The organism is Citrobacter sp. Cb031 (assembly GCF_030336725.1).
Classification (GTDB): domain Bacteria; phylum Pseudomonadota; class Gammaproteobacteria; order Enterobacterales; family Enterobacteriaceae; genus Citrobacter; species Citrobacter braakii.
Genome location: NZ_JAOWDA010000034.1, coordinates 736560 through 759427 on the forward strand (window position 1 = coordinate 736560; position 22868 = coordinate 759427).

The 22868-nt window shown below is 50.7% G+C and carries 20 protein-coding genes and 1 other RNA gene; 10 read left to right on the forward strand and 11 right to left on the reverse strand.

Annotation, left to right across the window (positions count from 1 at the left end; all coding sequences use genetic code 11):
- Nucleotides 1–7 precede the first annotated feature (7 nt).
- The 7 genes from sufS to OGV93_RS20020 form a co-directional block, all read right to left on the reverse strand.
- Nucleotides 8–1228, reverse strand: a complete 1221-nt coding sequence (sufS, locus tag OGV93_RS19990; RefSeq protein WP_287110051.1) for a cysteine desulfurase SufS — start codon at nucleotides 1226–1228, stop codon at nucleotides 8–10.
- Entirely contained in the window at nucleotides 1225–2496 is a 1272-nt protein-coding gene (sufD, locus tag OGV93_RS19995; RefSeq protein ID WP_287110053.1) for a Fe-S cluster assembly protein SufD, read from the reverse strand. Before sufD ends, sufS begins: the two co-directional genes overlap by 4 nt.
- Nucleotides 2471–3217, reverse strand: coding sequence for a Fe-S cluster assembly ATPase SufC (sufC, locus tag OGV93_RS20000; protein ID WP_016152907.1), 747 nt, complete (start codon nucleotides 3215–3217; stop codon nucleotides 2471–2473). The genes sufD and sufC overlap by 26 nt, the downstream gene beginning before the upstream one ends.
- Before the next feature lie 16 nt (nucleotides 3218–3233).
- Complete coding sequence (gene sufB, locus OGV93_RS20005) at nucleotides 3234–4721, reverse strand: Fe-S cluster assembly protein SufB (protein ID WP_279272288.1); 1488 nt, start codon at nucleotides 4719–4721, stop codon at nucleotides 3234–3236.
- 8 nt (nucleotides 4722–4729) lie between these two features.
- Complete coding sequence (sufA, locus tag OGV93_RS20010) at nucleotides 4730–5098, reverse strand: Fe-S cluster assembly scaffold SufA (RefSeq protein WP_016152905.1); 369 nt, start codon at nucleotides 5096–5098, stop codon at nucleotides 4730–4732.
- A gap of 342 nt (nucleotides 5099–5440) precedes the next feature.
- Nucleotides 5441–6217 (reverse strand): hypothetical protein, encoded by a 777-nt coding sequence (locus tag OGV93_RS20015; RefSeq protein WP_279272961.1) that lies wholly within the window; start codon nucleotides 6215–6217, stop codon nucleotides 5441–5443.
- A gap of 376 nt (nucleotides 6218–6593) precedes the next feature.
- Nucleotides 6594–7481 carry a LysR family transcriptional regulator gene (locus OGV93_RS20020; protein WP_029139523.1) on the reverse strand — a complete coding sequence of 296 codons (888 nt, stop codon included), beginning with the start codon at nucleotides 7479–7481 and terminating at the stop codon, nucleotides 6594–6596.
- Between the two features lie 122 nt (nucleotides 7482–7603).
- Here OGV93_RS20020 and OGV93_RS20025 point away from each other — a divergent pair, with 122 nt between their 5' ends.
- Entirely contained in the window at nucleotides 7604–8455 is an 852-nt protein-coding gene (locus OGV93_RS20025) for a Vmh family MBL fold metallo-hydrolase (RefSeq protein WP_049268703.1), read from the forward strand.
- A 67-nt stretch (nucleotides 8456–8522) separates the two neighbouring features.
- Here OGV93_RS20025 and OGV93_RS20030 read toward each other — a convergent pair whose 3' ends face one another.
- The 3 genes from OGV93_RS20030 to ydiJ all read right to left on the reverse strand — a co-directional run bounded on the left by OGV93_RS20030 (nucleotide 8523) and on the right by ydiJ (nucleotide 12252).
- A complete protein-coding gene (locus OGV93_RS20030) occupies nucleotides 8523–8711 on the reverse strand; it encodes a YdiH family protein (RefSeq protein ID WP_029139522.1) in 189 nt (62 codons plus the stop codon).
- 77 nt (nucleotides 8712–8788) lie between these two features.
- Nucleotides 8789–9199, reverse strand: a complete 411-nt coding sequence (gene menI / locus OGV93_RS20035; protein WP_213239048.1) for a 1,4-dihydroxy-2-naphthoyl-CoA hydrolase — start codon at nucleotides 9197–9199, stop codon at nucleotides 8789–8791.
- Nucleotides 9196–12252 (reverse strand): D-2-hydroxyglutarate dehydrogenase YdiJ, encoded by a 3057-nt coding sequence (gene ydiJ, locus OGV93_RS20040; RefSeq protein WP_287110056.1) that lies wholly within the window; start codon nucleotides 12250–12252, stop codon nucleotides 9196–9198. Before ydiJ ends, menI begins: the two co-directional genes overlap by 4 nt.
- Nucleotides 12253–12465: 213 nt before the next feature.
- Between ydiJ and ydiK the strand changes: the two genes are divergently transcribed.
- From ydiK to OGV93_RS20085, 9 genes are all read left to right on the forward strand, one after another.
- Nucleotides 12466–13575 carry an AI-2E family transporter YdiK gene (ydiK, locus tag OGV93_RS20045; protein WP_016156362.1) on the forward strand — a complete coding sequence of 370 codons (1110 nt, stop codon included), beginning with the start codon at nucleotides 12466–12468 and terminating at the stop codon, nucleotides 13573–13575.
- 184 nt (nucleotides 13576–13759) lie between these two features.
- Nucleotides 13760–13867, forward strand: an RNA gene (gene rprA, locus OGV93_RS20050) — antisense sRNA RprA.
- Nucleotides 13868–14025: 158 nt separating this feature from the next.
- The gene (locus tag OGV93_RS20055; protein ID WP_019076677.1) at nucleotides 14026–14382 is read left to right on the forward strand and encodes a YdiL family protein; all 357 of its coding nucleotides are present in this window, start codon (nucleotides 14026–14028) and stop codon (nucleotides 14380–14382) included.
- A 48-nt stretch (nucleotides 14383–14430) separates the two neighbouring features.
- Nucleotides 14431–15651, forward strand: a complete 1221-nt coding sequence (locus tag OGV93_RS20060; protein WP_200010919.1) for an MFS transporter — start codon at nucleotides 14431–14433, stop codon at nucleotides 15649–15651.
- Between the two features lie 240 nt (nucleotides 15652–15891).
- On the forward strand, nucleotides 15892–17127 hold the full coding sequence (locus tag OGV93_RS20065) for an MFS transporter (RefSeq protein ID WP_287110057.1): 1236 nt from the start codon (nucleotides 15892–15894) through the stop codon (nucleotides 17125–17127).
- Between the two features lie 21 nt (nucleotides 17128–17148).
- Nucleotides 17149–18015, forward strand: a complete 867-nt coding sequence (gene ydiB / locus OGV93_RS20070) for a quinate/shikimate dehydrogenase (protein ID WP_101700831.1) — start codon at nucleotides 17149–17151, stop codon at nucleotides 18013–18015.
- 36 nt (nucleotides 18016–18051) lie between these two features.
- A complete protein-coding gene (gene aroD / locus OGV93_RS20075) occupies nucleotides 18052–18810 on the forward strand; it encodes a type I 3-dehydroquinate dehydratase (protein WP_016152893.1) in 759 nt (252 codons plus the stop codon).
- Between the two features lie 156 nt (nucleotides 18811–18966).
- A complete protein-coding gene (locus OGV93_RS20080; RefSeq protein WP_287110060.1) occupies nucleotides 18967–20562 on the forward strand; it encodes an acyl CoA:acetate/3-ketoacid CoA transferase in 1596 nt (531 codons plus the stop codon).
- A gap of 13 nt (nucleotides 20563–20575) precedes the next feature.
- Nucleotides 20576–21727, forward strand: coding sequence for an acyl-CoA dehydrogenase (locus tag OGV93_RS20085; protein ID WP_003836610.1), 1152 nt, complete (start codon nucleotides 20576–20578; stop codon nucleotides 21725–21727).
- Nucleotides 21728–21781: 54 nt separating this feature from the next.
- Here OGV93_RS20085 and OGV93_RS20090 read toward each other — a convergent pair whose 3' ends face one another.
- Entirely contained in the window at nucleotides 21782–22672 is an 891-nt protein-coding gene (locus OGV93_RS20090) for an AraC family transcriptional regulator (protein WP_016156354.1), read from the reverse strand.
- Nucleotides 22673–22868: the final 196 nt, after the last annotated feature.

Below are 22868 nucleotides of genomic sequence, written 5' to 3' on the forward strand. Positions count from 1 at the left end.
CTCCCTGTTATCCCAGTAAGTGATGAATACGCTTGAGGCCCGTTACCAGGCGATCCACTTCTTCGTGGGTGTTGTACATGGCAATCGACGCCCGGCACATCGCAGGAACGTTATAGCAGGCCATCAGCGGCATAGCGCAGTGATGCCCTGTCCGCACGGCGATGCCATAGTTATCAAGAAAACTCCCGACATCATAGGCATGATGTTTGCCGAGGTTAAACGCAATCACCCCCAGACGATTATCCGGCCCGTAGAGCGTTAAATCCGGCACATCCGCCAGCTGTTCCAGCGCATAGCGCATCAGGAATTGTTCATATTCGCTGATTTCAGTAAGCCCCAGCGCGGAAACATATTCAATAGCCGCGCCGAGTCCAATAATTCCCCCGGTGTTTGGCGTTCCGGCTTCAAACCGCCAGGGGGCTTTGGCCCACGTCGTCCCCTGGCTCAGGCTCACCGTCGCAATCATCGACCCTCCGCCTTCCCACGGCGGCATCTCCTGCAGCAACGACTCTCTGGCATACAGAACGCCAATACCGGTTGGCCCGTAGAGCTTGTGCCCAGAGAAAACATAGAAGTCGCAATCCAGCGCCTGCACATCAACCTGATGATGCATAACTGCCTGTGCGCCATCCACCAGCACTTTCGCGCCGTATTGATGCGCCAGCTCAATCATCTCAACCAATGGGTTTTCCGTGCCCAGCACGTTAGACACATGGGTAATCGCCAGCAGTTTCGTGCGATCGTCAAACAGCGTCGGCAGCGTTTCCAGTTGCAACGTACCCTCTGTATTGAGCGGAATAACGCGCAGTTCTGCACCTACGCGGGCGCACAACATCTGCCAGGGCACAATATTGGCGTGGTGCTCCATTTCGCTGATGATAATGTTATCGCCCGCCCGCACATTGCTGCCGCCCCAGCTGTTAGCTACCAGGTTGATACCTTCCGTTGTGCCGCGAACAAACACCAGTTCTTCAGCTGAACGGGCGTTGATAAACAGCGAGGCGAGCTTGCGCACATTCTCCATTTTTTCCGTGGCCTGCGCGCTCAGCGTATGGATCCCGCGGTGGACCGCGGCATAGCCATGACGGTAAAACTCGGCTTCGGCATCAATCACCTGGTTGGGCTTTTGCGCGCTGGCGGCGCTATCCAGATACGCCAACGGTAAACCGTTCACTTCACGCGTCAGGACCGGAAAATCAGCCCGCACTTTTTCAATGGGAAATGTCATGCTACGCCTCCCGGCAAGCGTTGGGCGATCCGTGCCAGAACCTGTTGTTTCAGCGTTTCCTCGCCCAGGGCTTCCGTCAGCTCAGCGGCAAACGCGTAGAGAATCATTTGTTGGGCATCCTGCTGGCCGATCCCGCGCGAACGCAGATAGAACATCTGCTCGTCGTCGATCCGCCCTACCGTCGCCCCGTGGCTGCATTTCACGTCGTCGGCGTAAATTTCAAGCTGCGGCTTGGTATCCACTTCCGCCAGTTTTCCGAGCAGCAAATTATTGTTGGTCATCTGACCGTCGGTTTTAATGGCGTGCTGAGCGACGTTGATCAGGCCATTGAATACCGCGCGCCCCTTATCGCTGACAATCGTTTTATGCAGTTGTCGACTGTTGCAATATCCCTTGTTGTGCGCAAGCCAGGTGCGGGTATCGCAGACTTCATTTTTCACCGGCATCGCCAGGCTGTTAAGCCGAAGCGTGGTGTTTTCGCCGTTAAGCTGGGTGCTGGTGTTATGGCGCAACACCGCATCACCGAGTAAAAAGCTGTGGCTGGCGGCCGTGGCATCAGCGCCCAACTGAATATCATTATGCGCGAAGTGGTGGCTGAGCGGATTCTCAAACGCCAGTTTGATGTGGCGCAAGTGTGCGTTTGCCGCGACGTTCATCGTTAATCGTGCACCGGTAAAATGGCGATATTCGCTGAGGCTGACATACTGTTCAATGACGGTGGCTTCTGCGCCTTCTGCCAGGTCCAGATGGTGGCGATAGTGCGCCGTGTTCACCTCATCACCCGCCAGCCCCTGGGTAATGTGCAGCAGCAGCAACGGTTTTGCCGGTCGCTGGTTACGCCTCACCTGAATGTGCGTTACGCTGCGGGAGAGGCTTTCGGTCAGGTGCAGAAAGACTTCCGGTTGGATAGCCGCCGGTAGCGACTGGCGCACATCATCAACGGTAATGTTAAAACCGCTACCTTCCACGCTGTCGCTGAGCGTTGGACAGAATTGCCCGTCAACAAACACCAGGCGGACAGCATCAATAGCCGGCGCTAACGCTTCACACTGGGCGGACGTTATCTCAGTGACATGACTGACAAACTGGCTGTTGGTTAATCCTTCCAGCGGCGTGTATTTCCAGTCCTCATGCTTACGCGTTGGCAGTCCCAGACGCAGCATCTGCTGCAGGTGCTGCTGGGCATGGTGCGAGCGCGTCTTCCCTTGCGTTTCAAACAGATGATGCCACTGTTGCAGCACGTTACTGCTGTTCGCTAAGCCAGCCATAACCTTGCTCCTCCAGTTGTTTGACCAGCGTGAAATCGCCGGATTTCACAATTCGCCCCTGGTAGAGAACGTGCACATAATCGGGTTTGATGTAATCCAGGATGCGCTGATAGTGGGTGACGATAATGAATGAACGTTGCCCGTCGCGCAGCGAGTTCACGCCATCCGCAACGACTTTCAGCGCGTCGATATCCAGCCCGGAGTCCGACTCATCAAGAATGCACAGCTGAGGTTCCAGCACCGCCATTTGCAAAATGTCATTACGCTTTTTCTCGCCACCTGAGAAACCAACGTTGACCGAACGCGTTAGCAAATCTTCCGGCATCTTCAATAACGCGATTTTCTCTTCCATCAGATCCTGGAAGTCAAACCTGTCCAGCGACTCTTCGCCACGGTAACTGCGCACCGCATTCAGTGCCGTTTGCAGGAAAAACTGATTACTGACGCCGGGGATTTCTACCGGATACTGAAATGCCATAAAGATCCCTTCACCGGCCCGGTCTTCGGGTGACAGTTCCAGTAAATCCTTACCGTTGAATTCTACCGTCCCGCCGGTGACTTCGTAGTCATCGCGCCCGGCGAGCGTTGCGGAAAGCGTACTTTTCCCGGAACCGTTCGGCCCCATAATGGCGTGTACCTCTCCGGGGCCAATATCCAGGCTCAGCCCACGCAGGATCGCCTTATCTTCCACACTGACCTGTAAATTTTTAATGCTTAACATGTGCTTTCCTTAAATTTTAACCGACGCTGTGTTCAAGACTTATGGCGAGAAGTTTTTGCGCTTCAACAGCAAATTCCAGCGGCAGTTCAGAGAACACGTCTTTACAGAAACCATTAACGATCATCGAAATGGCATCCTCTTCGCTGATGCCGCGCTGTAAACAGTAAAACAGTTGGTCTTCACCAATGCGCGAGGTCGTGGCTTCATGCTCAAGCTGGGCGCTATTGTTACGACACTCCACATACGGGAAGGTGTGCGCTCCACAATCCGCGCCAATCAGCATCGAGTCGCATTGGGTATAGTTGCGGGCGTTGGTTGCGGTCGGCATGATCTTCACTAAGCCGCGATAGCTGTTTTGACTGTGTCCCGCGGAGATCCCTTTCGAGATAATGGTCGATTTGGTGTTCTTGCCGATGTGGATCATCTTGGTGCCGGTATCGGCCTGCTGATAACCACTGGTCAGCGCGACGGAGTAGAATTCGCCGATAGAGTTGTCGCCGCGCAGAATACAGCTTGGGTATTTCCAGGTAATGGCCGAGCCGGTTTCCGACTGCGTCCACGACATTTTGCTGTTTTCGCCTTCGCACAGAGCGCGCTTGGTGACGAAGTTCAAAATGCCGCCGGTGTTACCATCACCAGGGAACCAGTTTTGTACCGTCGAGTATTTCACTTCGGCATCTTTGTGGATGATGACTTCCACCACCGCGGCATGCAGTTGGTAGCTATCGCGTACCGGGGCTGAACAGCCTTCGATATAGCTGACGTAACTGCCCTCATCCGCAACCAGAATGGTGCGTTCAAACTGACCGGTTTTTTCCGCATTTATACGGAAATAGGTCGACAGTTCCATTGGGCAACGTACACCTTTCGGGACATAAATAAACGTGCCGTCGGAGGCCACCGCCGCATTTAGCGCCGCAAAGAAATTGTCATTACCCGGGACAACCGTACCCAGATATTGTTTTACCAGCTCAGGGTGATCGTGAATCGCCTCACCAAACGAACAGAAAATAATGCCCTGTTCCGCCAGTTTATCGCGATAAGTTGTCGCCACCGACACCGAGTCAAAAATGGCATCAACCGCCACCTCTTTGCCTTCGCGGACCGGCACGCCAAGCTGCTCGAATGCGTCCTCAACTTCTTTACTTAAAAACGCATTCGCCCCCGTTTGCTGCACCGCGCCCGGCTCAGACGCGCAGGTTTCATCGCAATTACCGCAGGACGGCGCGGAGTAATAACTGTACTCCTGGTAGTTCAGCTTATCGTAATGCGCTTTTAGCCAGTGCGGCTCTTCCATGGTCAGCCACGCTTTAAAGGCATTCAGGCGAAATTCCAGCATCCAGTCGGGTTCATTACGTTTTGCCGAAATCGCGCGCACGACATCTTCGTTGATCCCTTTCGCCAGCTCATCGGTTTGTAGATGGGTGAAGAAGCCCTCTTTGTAATTAAGGGGCCCGCCAGCCCAGGTGTTGACATCGTCAGTTGCTTCAGTATTACGAGACATAGTACCGCCTATACCCCAAAACTTTCGCCACAGCCGCATTCGTTCTGGGCTTTCGGGTTATGAAATTTAAATAGCTGATTTAATCCTTCGCGCACGAAATCGACTTCTGTGCCGTCGATGAACGGCATCGCCTGTAACGGCACATAAAGTCTGGCCCCCTCCGTTTCAAACAGCAGATCGTCTTTTTCCGCCTGGCGAACGGTGTCCAGCACGTAGCCAAATCCCGCGCATCCCGTTTGCTTCACGCCTAAACGCACGCCTAACATGTCGGGTTGCTTTGCCACCAGCTCGCGGATGTGCGCCGCAGCCGCTGGCGTTAACGTCAGACCACGCCAGGCAAAATCGTCCGGGTTAAATGTTCCTGAATGCAATTCCATAGGGTTACCTCGAGTCACTAGCTTTCAAGCTATAACAACATGTTAGTGATAATGATTATCACTTCAACCCCTCAACAGCAGGGGCATTCGGGTTAATCGCCCTTTTTGACCCCTTTTACTAAGCATAGACCCTGCTGCGTGGGTTAACAGGGATGGATTTTTTTGTTCAATGCATTGATTAATAATGGATTAAGTAATTTCAATCGGCGAGACAGGTCGATAATCAAAAGATGTATAGAAAATGACTATTTCTGTGATAGAAGGGGTAACTTCCTCTGTCAGGCTATACCTAACCAGGGAGTTATCAGAGATGAGATTCGCAGAGCGGTGAACGGACAAAAGTTAACGGCCGGCTAACCACCCATTGCCATTTTTCACTCGCCCGTAGGCAGGGGTTATATTATTTTCAAGCTGATAGATGATGGATAAAATAACATTTAAGTTATATCGTGTTATTTGATTATGTTCGGTTGCAAAGGATGAACTGGTTTCCACAAGATTGAAATGATTATATTCCTGCAACAGTGCTAAATTTGGCGCAATCTCAACAGGAAACTGTTTATCATTTGGTGAGGTGAAAAGATAGATATTCGCAGTTTTATGTTTATCTCTGTAGATAACATCCTGCAGCATATTATCCAGCTTATTAATATTCGCTGGCGAGATGGTGCCCATCATCTCTTGTCCGACGTGCGCCCAATATCCTTTTGCAACATAGCTACCGATGTAAAACTGGGGGACTGCTGTAATGATGTTCCGAATGTTGTGCTTAATGCCGTAATACATCGACATCGACCCGCCTTTGGAAGCACCAAGAATAGTCGTGTTAGAGGGTTTTACAAAATCAATCACCCCCTGCATGAGTAGACTAACCCCCTGCTCAATATCGAAATTCATTTTATTACACAAGTAATAAGCTGGCAGACCGCCAAAATCATCTTTAATCCATAGAATTGCAGAATGGCAATGGTCAAGCATGACAAAGTCATAGATGGTAGCATCCGGGATATTAAATCCAGACATGACAATCAACAAATGCCGACAATCTCTGGAGGCCGGTTTGAATCGATAGTGAATCGGTGTCTGATTTTTATAATTGAAAACAAGATTCTCTACCATTATTTAAACCCGGTTAACGTTTCACGGTGACCAGAACAGCGCACACAGTAATGATTTACCAAAGCGTCTGTTCTGTATTCTCTGTGCTATATAAAGCGGTTATGATTCTTTAAACTTAAATGTCACCACGGCTATTTTTTGACAACATCGGTCTGCAGACTCACGGCAAGTAGGTACAATCCCGTTCGGGCACTACGTGAAGACAACAAAAAACCCTTAAGGCTGCTTGCTGGCAGGCTTAAGGGTTCCGGCCCCATCCGGCGCTTATCTCCGGCACTCACGATGGCTTAGCTCTTGAAGGGGCGATAAGAATAATCTCACTTCCGGATATGTTTTGTTTAACACAAATTGCGATTTGACTATTTTATAAGCGTATTCAATCAATTATTAGGCGCTGTTTTTCACTGAGCGCGTCCAGCAACAGGCGCAGTCCTGCAGGCTGATGCTCCCGCGAAAGATATAAACCATAAATTGGCAGGCTTTTTGGTTGAAGCTCGGGCAAGAGTCTAACCAGCTTTCCCTGTGCCAGCCCTTCTCGCGCCTCCAGTTCCGGCACCAGCGCAATGCCCGTTCCCGCCAACGCCGACTCACAGAGCAACGAAGAGATCCCGGCGCTCAAATTGCCTTTAATCGCAACAGCGGCAGCCCGCCCCTGGGCATCCAGAAAGTGCCAGGATTTTCCGGCAAACCCGCTGTAGTACAGACAATTATGCCGCGTAAGGTCGTCGATAGTCTCAGGAGTGCCATGTTGATGCAGGTACTCTACAGACGCGCACAGTACCGATTTACAGTCGCCAAGGCGACGGGCGATAGTTCCAGGTTCAGGGTTTTCCGTTATACGGATCGCCACATCAATGCGTTCTCCAACGAGGCTTACCGGTTGATTATTGATCTCCACCTCGATACGCAGTTGTGGATACTTCGTCAGAAACGCGGGCAGTACCGGCGCTAAAATATGCATAGCTGTAAAATGCGCACAGGCCACACGTAGCGTGCCAGAGGGAGTTTGCGCGGCGCTGGCGGCACCAATATCCAGCGAAAGCTGCGCCAGAGAACGCGTTTTCACTAATGCCTCTTCACCCGCTGGCGTGATCGTCAGACGGCGCGACGAGCGATGGATAAGCCTTGCACCCGCCCATTTCTCCATCTCGTCGAGGTAACGACTGACCATCGGACGGGAAAGCCCTAGCGCACGCGCGGCGGCGCTCAGACTGCCCAAATCACAGATATGGTTGAATACCGTTGCCGCCATCACTCTGTCCATTGCATCCCATCCGATCGTTTTATGAAACTCAGCATGTCCTAATAAGGGAATTCTAACAGATCCGAATTTCCTTAAAATACAGGAACTATCAAAAGACAATTTCCTGCACAAGGATACCTGACATGAAAGTTAAAACGCTGGCCCTGCTGTTACCTCTGTTCGCCTCTTCAGCCTTTGCCGCGACGCTACAGCTGGACGTCTACAATCCACAGGACAAGGCTATTTTCCCGGTCTCTTCAACGCTGGTTTCAGGACCGAAAGAAGCAATATTGTTTGACGCACAGTTCAGTACTAAAGATGGTGAACAGCTGGTGCAGATGATTCGCGCCAGCGGTAAAACGCTAAAGGCCATCGTGATCACCTCCGGCGATCCGGATTTCTATTTCGGACTGCAGCCTATCGTCAAAGCCTTCCCACAGGTAAAAGTCCTGGCAACACCGCACGTAGTAGACCATATCCGTGCCACCAAAGAGGCCAAACTGCAATTCTGGGGTCCGCAAATGAAGGATGGTGCGCCAACATCGCTCACCGTTCCGCAAGCAACAACGCAAACGCATTTCACGGTTGATGGTGAAACGCTGGAGCTGCGCCACCCTAATGATTATGCAGCCTATGTCTGGATCCCGGCGAACCGTGCCATTATTGGCGGTACCGGCGTGGCGTCTGGTATACACGTCTGGACGGCGGATACGCAATCTGCAGAACAGCGTAGCGCGTGGCGTAGCGTATTGGGCGAAATGCAGAAGTTACAACCCACCCAGGTGGTCCCGGGGCATTACATCGGCGAACGCCCTGCGGGCGATAAAGCGATTCGCTTCACACAGGACTATCTGCAATCGTTTGAGCAGGCGTTAGGGGCGAAGAAAGGTTCGGATTATGTGATTAAAACCATCACCGCGGCATGGCCAGGTCTTGCAGACGCAAGTTCTCTGGAGCTAAGTGCGAAGGTTAATACTGGTGAGATGAAGTGGTGATTGAGATTTAACGCAAAAAATAACCCCGAACGCGTGTCGGGGTTTCATTACGATAAGCATACCGGAATCAATGAACGCCCATGCGCCAGGCAAAATAGATCTCTTCTTTTAGTTCAGTCGAAGAAAGCGTCAATAAATCCGCGAACTCCAGCTCTAACTGTTTCAGTCTTTTCAGGTACTGAGCTGGTGAAAGATCGGTTTTATCACGACGTAAAAACTCTATTGCCAGTTGGGCCGGGTCTAATTGGGTAGACATATCATCCTCGCTTGTGTTCAAAACCTGCACAGTATAACACCATTCCCTGTGCAGATAATGACCAAAAGCAATATGCATCACAAAATTGCTGTCGTCAGACGCGACGTGCAGCACAATCGTCCCTGCTCATCGAAGATTTCGATTTGCCAAACCTGATGACGAGAGCCGGTATGCACCGCGCGACATACCCCTCTGACTCGCCCTTCCCGCGCCGAGCGAATATGGTTGGCGTTGACCTCCAGGCCCACCACTTTCTGCTCACCCTGAGTACACAGATAACCAGCCACCGAACCAATGCTCTCAGCCAGCACTACGGACGCGCCGCCGTGCAGCAAACCAAAAGGTTGTTTAGTACGGTGGTCTACCGGCATTGTGGCTTCCAGCGTGTCATCGCCAATGTGCACAAAACGAATATCAAGCAGCCCAACCATATTTCCTTCACCCATGGCGTTGAGCACTTCGAGTGTGACTTCACGTTTCCAGATCATCCTATAATCTCCAGCAGTGCCTGTAATGGATGGCGAACGCCCGTGCCTTCAACGCGTTTAACCTGACTGCGACAGGAGTATCCGGTAGCCAGACAACGGTTACGCGGCAATCGTTGCATTGCCTGGTGCCATGATAGCTCATAGATCCCCAGTGAGTTCTGATGATTCTTCACTTCGTGGCCATAGGTGCCCGCCATACCACAGCACCCTACGCTGATGTTCTCCAGCTTCGCGCCAAAGCGGGCAAAAATAGCCGCCCACTGAGCAGGCGCGCCCGGCAGGGCCGTCACTTCGGTACAGTGTCCAAAGAAGTACCACGGTTCACCGCCCACAGCGACTGGCGGCTGTGACTCCACAACTGTCGATAACCATTCGTTGGCGAGTAACACATGGAAATCGCCCCGCTGTTCCCCGAGCGCCAGTTTGTATTCATCGCGATAGCAAAGCACCAGCGCCGGATCGACACCCACCATCGGAATATTCAGCTTCGCCACCCGATTGAGAAACTCAGATGTTTTCTTTGCGGTTTTAGCAAAACGGTTTAAAAAGCCCTTAATATGCTGGGCCTTGCCGTTTGGCGAGAACGGCAGCAGTACAGGCTGCAAACCCAGCTTTTCAACCAGACGTATAAAATCAGCCACCACCTGTGCATCGTAATAGCTGGTGAACGGATCCTGCACCACCAGCACCGTACGGGCTTTTTGCTCAAGGCTGAGTAATTCGAGTTGTTCCAGCGTCATATTGGCGGAACGATGGCCAACCAGCTGACGTTGAAGCGACGGCGCAGACAGCAGCGGTAAATCGACCATGCCGATGTGCTTTTTAGCCAGATTACGCACCAGCGGCTGGTTGATGAAGAAGTTAAACGTGTTGGGCGCCCGCGCCATTAAAGGCGCATAGCTCTCAACGGTCGCCACCATGTGATCGCGCAACGGCCGCAGATAACGCGTGTGGTACAACTGCAGGAAGCGTGAGCGGAACTCCGGCACATCGATTTTAATCGGACACTGTGTGGAGCAGGCTTTACACGCCAGACAACCCGACATTGCCTCTTTCACTTCGTGCGAGAAATCGTATTCGCCTTTGCGCGCATGCCAGCTATTGCGGGTACGGGCAATCAGCGTACGTAAACTGGCACGTTTTTCCGGTAGCTCTTTTTCCAGCTGTAGCGGGTCAATCCCGCGATCTGCCAACAGACGCAGCCATTCACGCACCAGCGTAGCTCGCCCTTTCGGTGAATGGATACGGTTGAGGCTGATTTTCATCGACGGACACATCGGGCTTTTCGCATCAAAGTTAAAGCATAACCCGTTGCCGTTACACTCCATCGCCCCACGCCACTCCTGGCGTACGGCCAGCGGGATCTGACGGTCATACGTTCCGCGCTTCACCGCGTCCACTTTCATCATCGGCGCATCAACATCCTCCGGTGGACAGATTTTGCCCGGATTGAGCCGGTTTTGCGGATCAAACACCGATTTCACTTTACGCAGTTCGCGATACAATTCCTCACCGAAGAACGCCGGGCTATATTCTGCACGAAAACCTTTCCCGTGCTCGCCCCACAGCAGACCGCCATATTTTGCCGTCAGCGCGACAACATCGTCAGAAATGCGTTTCATCAGCACTTCCTGCTGCGGGTCGCACATATCCAGCGCCGGTCTGACGTGCAACACGCCTGCATCTACGTGACCAAACATGCCGTAACTCAGGCCGTGGCTATCGAGCAGCGCGCGGAACTCGGCAATATAGTCAGCCAGATGTTCCGGCGGAACGCAGGTATCTTCAGCAAACGGAATCGGCTTCGCGGCCCCTTTCGCATTCCCCAGCAGACCGACAGCTTTTTTACGCATCGCGTAAATGCGCTCGACGCCTGCCAGCTCGGTACATAGCTGCCAGCCTATAACACCCGCTTCCTGACACGCAATTAAGCCATCCAGCCGTTCGCACAGTGCGCTGACCTGCGAATCAATCAATGCTTCATCGTCACCGGCAAACTCCACAATATTCAGACCCAGCATCTCTTTATCCGCCACATCGGTAATCAATTCACTTACCGAGTGCCAGACAATATCTTCCCGTGCCAGGTTAAGCACTTTGGAGTCGACGGTTTCTACCGACAGCGCGCGCGCTTCCACCATCACCGGGGCATTACGCAATGCCGAGTCGAAAGAGTCGTACTTAACGTTAACCAGTTGTCTGACTTTGGGTAGCGGCGTGATATCCAGACGGGCTTCGGTGATAAACGCCAGCGTACCTTCAGAGCCGGTAAGAATGCGGGTTAAATCAAATTCGGTCATCTCATCGTTAAAGACGTGCCGCAGATCGTAACCGGTCAGGAAGCGATTAAGTTTCGGGAATTTATCAATGATCAGCAGTCGGTTGTCGCGGCAACGCTCATAAACCGTCTTGTAGATGCGGCCAATAGTGGTGTTGCTATTACCCAGCGTTTGGGCAAGTTCGACCGGCATTGGCTGGGTATCAAGAATATCGCCGCCCATCAGCACCGCGCGGATACCCAGCACGTGATCGGAGGTTTTACCGTAAACCAACGAGCCTTGTCCGGATGCGTCGGTATTGATCATCCCACCCAGCGTTGCCCGGTTACTGGTGGATAACTCGGGGGCAAAGAAATAGCCGTAAGGCTTGAGAAACTGGTTGAGCTGGTCTTTTATCACCCCGGCTTCGACCCGCACCCAACCTTCCTGCGCATTGATTTCAATGATGCGGCTCATATAGCGGGACATATCAACAATAATGCCCTGATTCAGCGCCTGACCGTTGGTCCCGGTGCCGCCGCCGCGTGGGGTAAAAATCAACGAAGAGAAAAGAGGTTCCGCCGCCAGACGAGCGATGAGCGCCACATCTGCGGTTGAACGAGGGAATACGACAGCATCAGGAAGCAGCTGATAAATACTGTTATCCGTCGACATTGTCAGACGATCGGCATAGCTCGTTGCCGTATCGCCCGTAAATCCTTGCTGCTCCAGTGCCTGCAAAAAATTGAGCACCAGTTGAACGACACCTGGCGCCTGAGAAATTTGTGGAATCATTATAGTGACCCTTTCCTGCGGTCTGTGTTGTGAATTTAATCGTTTGCGTGTTGCTTTGTTTGTTGTATCACATTTTTTTCTAATACGCTCAGCAGATTTACAGGCAGAATCCGCCTGTTAAAAACCGCTGAAATTGCTCATCATTACAGGGTGTCATTTAAGTGTTCACGTCGCGTCAACGTTCTGGCGCAAAGACAAAGGTGAAAAGTATTTATGGTAAATTTCCGCCAGCCCAAGGATATTGCACAAGTGCTGCTATCGGCGCTGTTTTTAGCCGTCATGATTGTGGCCTGTCTTTGGATTGTTCAGCCCTTTATCCTCGGTTTTGCATGGGCGGGGACGGTGGTCATTGCGACCTGGCCGATCCTGCTACGCTTACAAAAATTGCTCTGGGGCCGTCGCTCGCTGGCCGTGCTGGTGATGACCCTGCTGCTGGTGCTGTTGTTCATCATTCCTATCGCGCTACTGGTCAATAGCATTGTTGATGGCAGCGGGCCATTGATCCATGCCGTAACCGCAGGCGATATGACCCTGCCGGATCTGGCGTGGCTGAACAGTATTCCGTTGGTCGGCGCAAAATTGTATGCCGCGTGGCACAGTCTGCTGGATATGGGCGGCGCGGCCATCATGGCCAAGGTTCGTCCTTATATCGGCACGACGACGACCTGGTTTGTTGGCCAGGCTGCACATCTTGGCCGCTTTATGATGCACTGTGGTCTGATGCTGCTGTTCAGCGCCCTGCTGTACTGGCGCGGTGAACAGGTGGCGTTAGGTATTCGCCACTTCGCTTGTCGCCTGGCATCCAAACGTGGCGATGCCGCCATTCTGCTGGCAGCACAAGCCATTCGCGCCGTCGCATTAGGGGTTGTGGTCACCGCGCTGGTGCAGGCAGTGCTCGGTGGTATTGGTCTGGCGGTAACCGGCGTGCCGTACGCCACGTTGCTGGCGGTATTGATGATCCTGTCTTGTCTGGTGCAACTGGGGCCATTGCCGGTGCTGGTCCCGGCCATTATCTGGCTGTACTGGACGGGCGATTCAACCTGGGGCACGGTGCTGCTGGTGTGGAGCGGCGTGGTCGGAACGCTGGATAACGTTATTCGCCCGATGCTGATTCGCATGGGGGCCGATTTGCCGCTGATCCTGATTCTCTCAGGGGTCATCGGCGGACTGATTGCCTTCGGCATGATTGGTCTGTTTATCGGCCCGGTGGTACTGGCCGTGTCCTGGCGTCTGTTCTCCGCCTGGGTAAACGAAGCCCCTGCGCCAGGTAGCGATCCCGACGAAATCCTCGAAGAAATTGCTGAAATCGAACGCAATAAGTAATCCCACGTCAGGCGGCACCGCCGCCTGATTGTTTAACATTGCTAATCAATTCCGCCCACTTACTGAATAAGACCCAACGTTATCCTTCTTTAAATACTCATTTGCTTCGCAAATTATTTACAGTTTTTAAACTATTGAGATGAATCTGATCGACGTAAAAAATCAGTATGCCTACTATTAGCCCATGGCTTTAGATCAACACATTGATTTATAAGCATGGAAATCCCCTGAGTGAAACAACGAATTGCTGTGTGTAGTCTTTGCCCATCTCCCACGATGGGCTTTTTTTTGTCCTTCGCGCGCCTCGCCACCACCCTTACCGCACCACAGCTCCCCTCTTCCCCGTTGATAAACAAATAATATTGCACAAGATACTGTGACTCTCTTCAAGCCGAAATATCCACAGCAATGTTATTACTATTCCACCGTCTTTTATGAGGTGATCAAATAATGAACGCATTAGAACTCCAGGCTATCCGCCATATTTTTGCTATGACGGTAGAAGAAAGCGCTATGTATATCTCGCGGGATCACAATGTTGCCGCCTGGCAACAATGGGAGAATGGCGAAAGGGAAATCCCGGAAGACATCACGCGCATTTGTGCAGAAATGAAAGCCAGACGAAAGTTAAGAATTAACGCCATTATCGAAAAAATAAATAACCGTATCGGTAATAACACCATGCGTTTCTTTCCCGATCTGAACTCTTTTCAGGCGGTTTATCAGCACGATGATTTTCTCGACTGGAAAATCTATCAATCGGCCGCTGTTGAACTGTATGCCCACGACCTTGAGCGTTTGTGTTAAGAGACCGCAGCGCCACACTCATTTAGCCTTTTCGCTGAGTAACATATTATGAAAAACACCTATTTCTCCACTGCGATAGGGCTGTACTTTAATTACCTGGTACACGGCATGGGGGTCATTCTGATGAGCCTCAATATGTCTTCACTGGAACAACAGTGGCACACCGATGCCGCAGGGGTCTCAATTGTTATTTCCTCACTCGGCATTGGCCGTTTAAGCGTCTTATTGGTGGCGGGTATGCTTTCCGATCGCTATGGCCGCAGACCGTTTATTATTTTCGGTATGGTCTGCTACCTGCTGTTCTTTGTAGGCATCATCAATACTCATAGCATTTATATTGCCTATGCTTTTGGATTTTTAGCCGGAATGGCAAACAGTTTTCTTGACGCCGGAACTTACCCCAGCCTGATGGAGGCGTTTCCCCGCTCTCCCGGCACGGCTAATATCTTAATTAAAGCGTTTGTTTCCATCGGTCAGTTTCTGCTGCCGATGATTATCAGTTTGCTGGTGTGGGCAGAACTTTGGTTTGGCTGGTCCTTCCTTGTGGCGGCCGCGGTAATGCTAATCAATGGCATATTTTTGTTTCGCTGTCGATTCCCGGCCCATCCTGGGCATCAAGCCCCCCTCAAGGCATTACCCGTTGAACAGAAAAGCATACAATCTGAACATCGTTGTTCTCTTCTCGATCTCACCAGTTACACTCTGTACGGCTACATCGCCATGGCGACATTTTATCTGATAAGCCAGTGGTTAGCACAATACGGACAGTTTGTCGCCGGGATGTCCTACACTTTATCGATCAAGCTGTTAAGCATTTACACCTGCGGTTCTCTACTGTGTGTGTTGATCACCGCGCCACTGGCACGAAAGACAGGGCGCGCAACCTCTCTGTTAATGCTGTACACCTTTATCTCATTTATCGCATTGCTGATGGTCTGCCTGCATCCGTCGATCTACATGGTGATCGTCTTCGCATTTGTCATCGGTTTCTCTTCAGCCGGAGGCGTTGTACAAATCGGTTTAACGCTGATGGCCGCACGCTTTCCCGATGCGAAGGGCAAAGCTACCGGGATTTACTACAGCGCGGGCAGCATTGCGACCTTCACCATCCCACTGATAACGGCAAGACTCTCGCAGACCAGCATTGCTCACATCATGTGGTTTGATACCGGCATAGCCGCGGTAGGCTTCCTGTTAGCATTGTTTATTGGCTATCGCAGCCGTATCGCGACAAAGCAGCAACTAAACATGGCGACGGTCGTAAAATAACGCGGATGCAATATTGTTCTCCCCCGTTGCAAAATAATTGGTCGCGGTTTTAAAACTTCAGCAAAATGTTGGTTGAAAGAATTAAGTTTCACAGTTGAGCATGCAACATACCTGGTAACTTAAACGCCATGCTATGTAGGCACAATATCAGCACCCCGGTATATTAATCACAAGGTCGCCGCAATTTAAACAAAATCGACGAGCACAGAACAATTTTAAAATCCGCAAGGAGTTGTGAACATGTCTCAAAATAAGACCTTTAATACGCCATTTCTTTTGGCGATAATCTGTATTTATTTAAGTTATTTTTTACACGGCATTAGCGTCATTACACTGGCGCAAAATATGAGCTCTCTCGCAGAAAAATTCTCCACTGACAATGCTGGGATAGCCTATTTAATTTCCGGCATTGGTCTTGGCCGCCTGGTGAGTATTTTATTCTTTGGTGTGCTCTCAGATAAATTTGGTAGACGGGCTATCATTCTGTTAGGGGCAATTCTATACATGCTGTTTTTCTTCGGCATTCCCGCCAGCCCGAATCTGATGATTGCCTTTATTCTCGCTGTTTGTGTCGGCGTCGCTAACTCGGCCCTGGATACAGGTGGCTATCCGGCTTTGATGGAATGCTTCCCTAAGGCGTCTGGGTCAGCGGTTATCCTGGTTAAAGCGATGGTCTCATTCGGGCAGATGATCTACCCCATCGTCGTCAGCACCATGCTGCTCAACCATATCTGGTACGGCTATGCGGTCATTATCCCGGGGATACTGTTCGTCATCATAACGTTGATGCTGCTCAAAAGCCGTTTCCCCAGCCAGATGGTGGATGCGGGCATTGCAAAAGAGCTACCACAGATGAACAGTAAACCGCTGGTCTGGCTGGAAGGCGTAGCCTCCGTTATGTTTGGGGTGGCCGCATTCTCGACCTTTTACGTCATCGTAGTCTGGATGCCGAAATACGCGATGGCATTTGCCGGCATGGCAGAAGCCGACGCGCTGAAAACCATCTCTTACTACAGTATGGGATCGCTGGTCTGCGTGTTTATTTTTGCTGCACTGCTCAAGAAAATGGTTCGACCCATTTGGGCGAATGTATTTAACGCCGGGCTGGCAGCCCTCACCGCAGCGGTTATCTATTTATATCCATCCCCATTGGTGTGTAACGCCGGTTCATTTCTTATCGGGTTTTCTGCCGCAGGCGGTATTTTACAGCTCGGCGTTTCGGTGATGTCAGAGTTTTTCCCCAGGAGCAAAGCCAAGGTCACCAGTATTTATATGATGATGGGGGGCGTAGCCAACTTTATTATCCCATTAATCACCGGATACCTTTCTAACATAGGCCTGCAGTACATCATTTTGCTGGACCTCGCATTTGCTTTGCTGGCCTTCATCACCGCCATCATCGTCTTTATTCGTTACTACCGCGTATTTGATATTCCCAAAAATGATGTGCGGTTGGGCGAACGTTATTTTCAATAAATTGCTTAGAAGGAGTATCAAATGGACGTAACTGCAAAATATGAACTGATTGGTCTGATGGCCTACCCGATCAGACACAGCCTGTCGCCTGAAATGCAAAATAAGGCATTAGAAAAAGCGGGATTACCTTTTACCTACATGGCATTTGAAGTCGATAACTCCACGTTTGCTAATGCGATTGCCGGGCTGAAGGCCTTAAAAATGCGCGGTACCGGAGTCTCAATGCCCAACAAGCAACTGGCATGTGAATATGTTGATGAATTAACGCCTGCAGCCAAACTGGTCGGCGCGATTAATACTATCGTCAATGATGATGGTTACCTGCGCGGCTACAATACTGATGGCACGGGTCATATTCGTGCCATCAAGGAAAGCGGTTTCGATATCAGGGGTAAAACCATGGTACTGTTGGGCGCAGGCGGCGCGTCAACGGCCATTGGCGCCCAGGCGGCGATTGAAGGCATCAAAGAAATCAAACTCTTTAACCGTCAAGATGAGTTCTTTGCCAAAGCGCAGGAATTCGCCAAACGTGTTAATGAAAATACCGATTGCGTGGTCACCGTTATCGATCTCGACGATCGACAGGCTTTTGCGGACGCACTGGTCAGCGCGGATATTCTGACCAACGGTACGAAAGTGGGAATGAAGCCGCTGGAGAACGAATCTCTGGTGACCGACGTTTCCCTGCTACGCCCGGATCTGCTGGTGACTGAATGCGTCTACAACCCGCATATGACCAAATTATTGCAACAGGCACAACTTGCCGGTTGCAAAACGATTGATGGTTACGGCATGTTGTTATGGCAAGGGGCTGAACAGTTTAAACTCTGGACCGGGAAAGATTTCCCTCTTGAGTATGTGAAACAGGTTATGGGTTTTGCAGCCTGATGGGCAAGCATTTGTAAAATATTTAAAGGGTAATCGATGAAAACCGTAACCGTAAAAAACCTCGTCATTGGCGAGGGTGCGCCGAAGATCATTGTCTCACTGATGGGTAAAGACATCGCAACGGTAAAAAGCGAAGCGCTGGCCTATCGCGAGGCGGATTTCGACATTCTGGAATGGCGCGTTGACCATTTCACCGAGGTGTCCTCCGTTGATGCCGTACTGGAAGCTGCACGCGCCATCCGCGAGGTGATGGCTGACAAACCGCTGCTGTTCACCTTCCGTAGTGCCAAAGAAGGTGGTGAACAGGCGCTGGCTGTCGAAAACTATATTGCGCTAAACCGTGCGGCGGTAGATAGCGGTCTGGTCGATATGATTGACCTGGAGCTTTTCACCGGTGACGAACTGATTAAAGCCACCGTCGAATATGCACATGCAAAAAATGTCGCCGTCATTATGTCGAATCATGATTTCCATAAGACGCCAGCGGCACAAGAGATTGTCCTGCGCCTGCGTAAAATGCAGGAGCTTGGCGCTGATATCCCGAAAATCGCCCTGATGCCGCAAAACAAGACGGATGTATTGACCCTGCTTGGCGCCACGCTGGAAATGCAGGAACGCTATGCCGATCGCCCGATCATTACCATGTCGATGGCCAAAACAGGGGTGATTTCACGTCTGTCCGGTGAGGTTTTCGGTTCAGCGGCAACCTTTGGCGCGGTGAAAAAAGCCTCTGCCCCTGGGCAAATTTCGGTCACCGACCTACGTACCGTTTTGACCATATTGCATCAGGCGTAATAGTACTGTTTATCCATATTAATATCAGTAATGCCCTGCCCCAGATATTCGCTTAATCCCGAATATCGGGCAGATGGCCGGACATTATTAAATAACTCACATTATTATTGTCGAATATAGCGACAGGTAGTCGCACGCATATAATCTGGAGTTCACATGAAATTATCAAGACCAAAACGCATTGATGGTCGGGTCCCCGTATTATCCGCAGCGGATGCCATTAATTATATTCCTGATGAGGCAACGCTCTGTGTATTAGGCGCAGGCGGCGGTATTCTCGAAGCAACAACATTAATTAACGCGCTGGCTGAAAAATATAAAAATGCACACTCACCCCGAAACTTATCATTGATTAGCCCAACGGGATTAGGTGACCGTGCTGACCGTGGAATTAGCCCGTTAGCACAGGAAGGTTTAGTCAAATGGGCATTATGCGGCCACTGGGGACAATCACCACGAATTTCTGACTTCGCTGAGCAGAATAAAATTGCCGCCTATAACTATCCTCAGGGCGTATTAACCCAGACCCTGCGTGCCTCGGCAGCCCACCAGCCGGGTATTCTGAGTGAGATCGGTATCGGAACATTTGTCGATCCCCGCCAACAGGGCGGAAAGCTGAATGAAGTGACCACCGAAGATCTGATCAAGCTGGTGGAAATTGATAACAAAGAGTACCTCTACTACAAAGCCATTGCGCCAAACATCGCCTTTATTCGCGCCACCACCTGCGACAGCGAAGGTTACGCCACGTTTGAAGATGAAGTTATGTATCTCGACGCGTTGGTGATTGCTCAGGCCGTTCACAACAACGGCGGTATCGTCATGATGCAGGTGCAAAAAATGGTGAAGAAAGCCACACTGCACCCAAAAGCCGTGCGTATTCCGGGCTATCTGGTCGATATTGTGGTCATCGATCCCGATCAAACTCAATTGTACGGCGGTGCGCCGGTTAACCGCTTTATCTCGGGCGATTTTGTCCTTGATGACAGCCAGCAGACTGCCCTGCCGCTCAATCAGCGTAAACTGGTGGCCCGACGCGCCCTGTTCGAAATGCGTAAAGGCGCGGTCGGCAACGTTGGCGTGGGTATCGCCGATGGTATTGGTCTCGTTGCACGCGAAGAAGGCTGCGCTGACGACTTTATTCTGACGGTCGAGACCGGCCCGATTGGCGGAATTACCTCCCAGGGCATCGCTTTTGGCGCCAACGTCAACACCCGCGCGATTCTGGATATGACCTCCCAGTTTGACTTCTACCACGGCGGTGGGCTGGATGTCTGCTATTTAAGCTTCGCCGAAGTGGATCGCCACGGCAATGTCGGCGTACATAAATTCAATGGCAAAATTATGGGGACCGGCGGTTTTATCGATATTAGCGCCACCTCGAAGAAAATAATATTTTGCGGCACGTTAACTGCCGGAAGCCTGAAAACGGAAGTTGCCAATGGCAAATTAAATATCGTGCAGGAAGGCCGGGTGAAAAAATTCGTCAACGAATTACCAGAAGTCACTTTCAGCGGAAAAATTGCACTCGAGCGCGGACTGGATGTCCGTTACATCACCGAGCGCGCTGTATTTACCTTAAAAGAAGATGGCCTTCATTTAGTCGAAATTGCGCCAGGAGTCTCTTTGCAGGAAGACATTCTGGACAAAATGGATTTCCCTCCTGTTATTTCTCCGGAACTGAAACTGATGGACGAAAGATTATTTATCGATGCTTCGATGGGTTTTATATTGCCCGATGCCGCCAATTAAAAGGAGTACCCTGATGGATTTTTCATTAACTGAAGAACAAGAACTGCTGCTTGCCAGCATTCGCGAACTGATTACCAGCAATTTCCCGGAGGAATATTTCCGTACCTGCGATCAGACGGCTACCTATCCGAAAGAGTTTATGCGCGCCCTTGCGGACAACGGAATTTCAATGCTGGGCGTTCCGGAAGAATTCGGCGGTATCCCGGCAGATTACGTCACGCAGATGCTGGCACTGATGGAAGTTTCCAAATGCGGCGCACCCGCTTTTTTAATCACGAACGGTCAGTGCATTCACAGTATGCGTCGTTTTGGCTCCGCCGAGCAGTTACGTAAAACGGCAGAAAGCACCATGGAAACGGGCGATCCGGCTTATGCGCTGGCATTAACCGAACCGGGAGCAGGTTCAGACAATAACAGCGCCACCACCAGCTACACCCGCAAAAACGGCAAGGTATATCTCAACGGGCAAAAAACCTTTATCACCGGCGCTAAAGAGTATCCTTATATGCTGGTACTGGCTCGCGATCCGGAGCCGAAAGATCCGAAGAAAGCCTTTACGCTGTGGTGGGTGGATTCGAAGAAACCCGGCATTAAGGTTAATCCGCTGCATAAAATCGGCTGGCACATGCTCAGCACCTGCGAAGTCTATCTTGATGATGTTGAAGTAGACGAAAGCGATATGGTCGGCGAAGAAGGCATGGGCTTCCTCAACGTCATGTACAACTTTGAGATGGAACGGTTGATCAACGCCGCGCGTAGTACCGGTTTCGCCGAGTGCGCCTTCGAAGATGCCGCCCGCTATGCTAACCAGCGCATCGCATTTGGTAAACCGATTGGCCATAACCAGATGATCCAGGAAAAACTGGCGCTGATGGCGATTAAAATTGAAAACATGCGCAATATGGTGTTGAAAGTGGCCTGGCAGGCCGATCAGGAACAGTCGCTGCGGACCAGCGCGGCGTTGGCAAAACTGTATTGCGCCCGCACGGCAATGGAAGTGATTGATGACGCCATTCAGATCATGGGCGGGCTGGGTTACACCGATGAAGCGCGCGTTTCCCGATTCTGGCGCGATGTTCGCTGCGAGCGCATTGGCGGCGGCACCGACGAAATTATGATTTACGTCGCCGGACGCCAAATCCTGAAAGATTACCAGAATAAGTAAGCGGTAATTCGTGCCGGATAGCGCACAAGCGTTTTCCGGCACGATCCAGGATAATCAGACCTCTGGGATCAAGCATTCCTGCTCAACCAGATTATTTTTAAACTGCTTGCGATAATCACTGGGGGTACAACCCACATGCCGCTGAAAGAGTTTGGCAAAGTGATCGACATTTTCATACCCTACCCGCCAGGAGATTTCCGCTAACGAAGCTTCCGTATTCGTCAGGGCAAATTTCGCCTCGGTCATTCGTCGCTGAATCACATAATTGATCGGCGAAATTCGATACTCCTTAGTAAATTCATGGCAGATATAACTCACGCTGGCCCGGAATTTTTTGGATAACTGATCGAGAGTAATTTTTTCGCGGAAGTTATTATTTAAATAAACCAGCACATCTTTAATTAAGACATCTTTTTTAATATAACCTTGCTCAGAACGATAGGCATTTTTAAAGTTTTCGTAAAATAAAACGGTTAGAGCATAAGCAAAAGCGTCGTAGGCTGAAGATGTCAGGTTATTTTTGCTCTGGGGGAGCATAACTCCCAACTCATTAAAGATACTCTTAATAACCTCCTTCCCCTGAGTAACGCTAATCACCGGACACGAGTGCATCTGCAATAGCTGATTATCCTGCCAGCCGTTGAAACGAAAACCGTAGAGCGCGCAGGTATAAGTCGTTGCAGGCGCGCTACTATCCGAAGCAACCGCATGGAGTCGCCCTTGCTCTATCACCACGATATCCCCGGCATGCGCGACATACAGCGACGAATCGATAATTAATCTTGCGACCCCTTTTTTGACATAAATAAGCTCTGTTTCATTATCGTGAACGTGATGACCCGACTCCCAGTTAGGGTCATCACTGATGACGAATCGCGAGAATCTTGGGGTTTTCCCCTGTTCAAAAAGGGTCTCCACGGCATTATCAAAGCAGCGTTGATACATGACAACCTCCACCTAAAGGCAGCAATTTTGGGATTATTAATATCAGAAAATAAAAATGATAATGACGTTATACAACGTTATTCCTTCCCGGCGAAACAAAATTATTTGCCCCGTCTGCAAGATGACACCTTTTGCTTTGGTACATTGCTGCCATTGATTATTTTCGTTTTATAATAATCAAAAAGAATAAATGTTA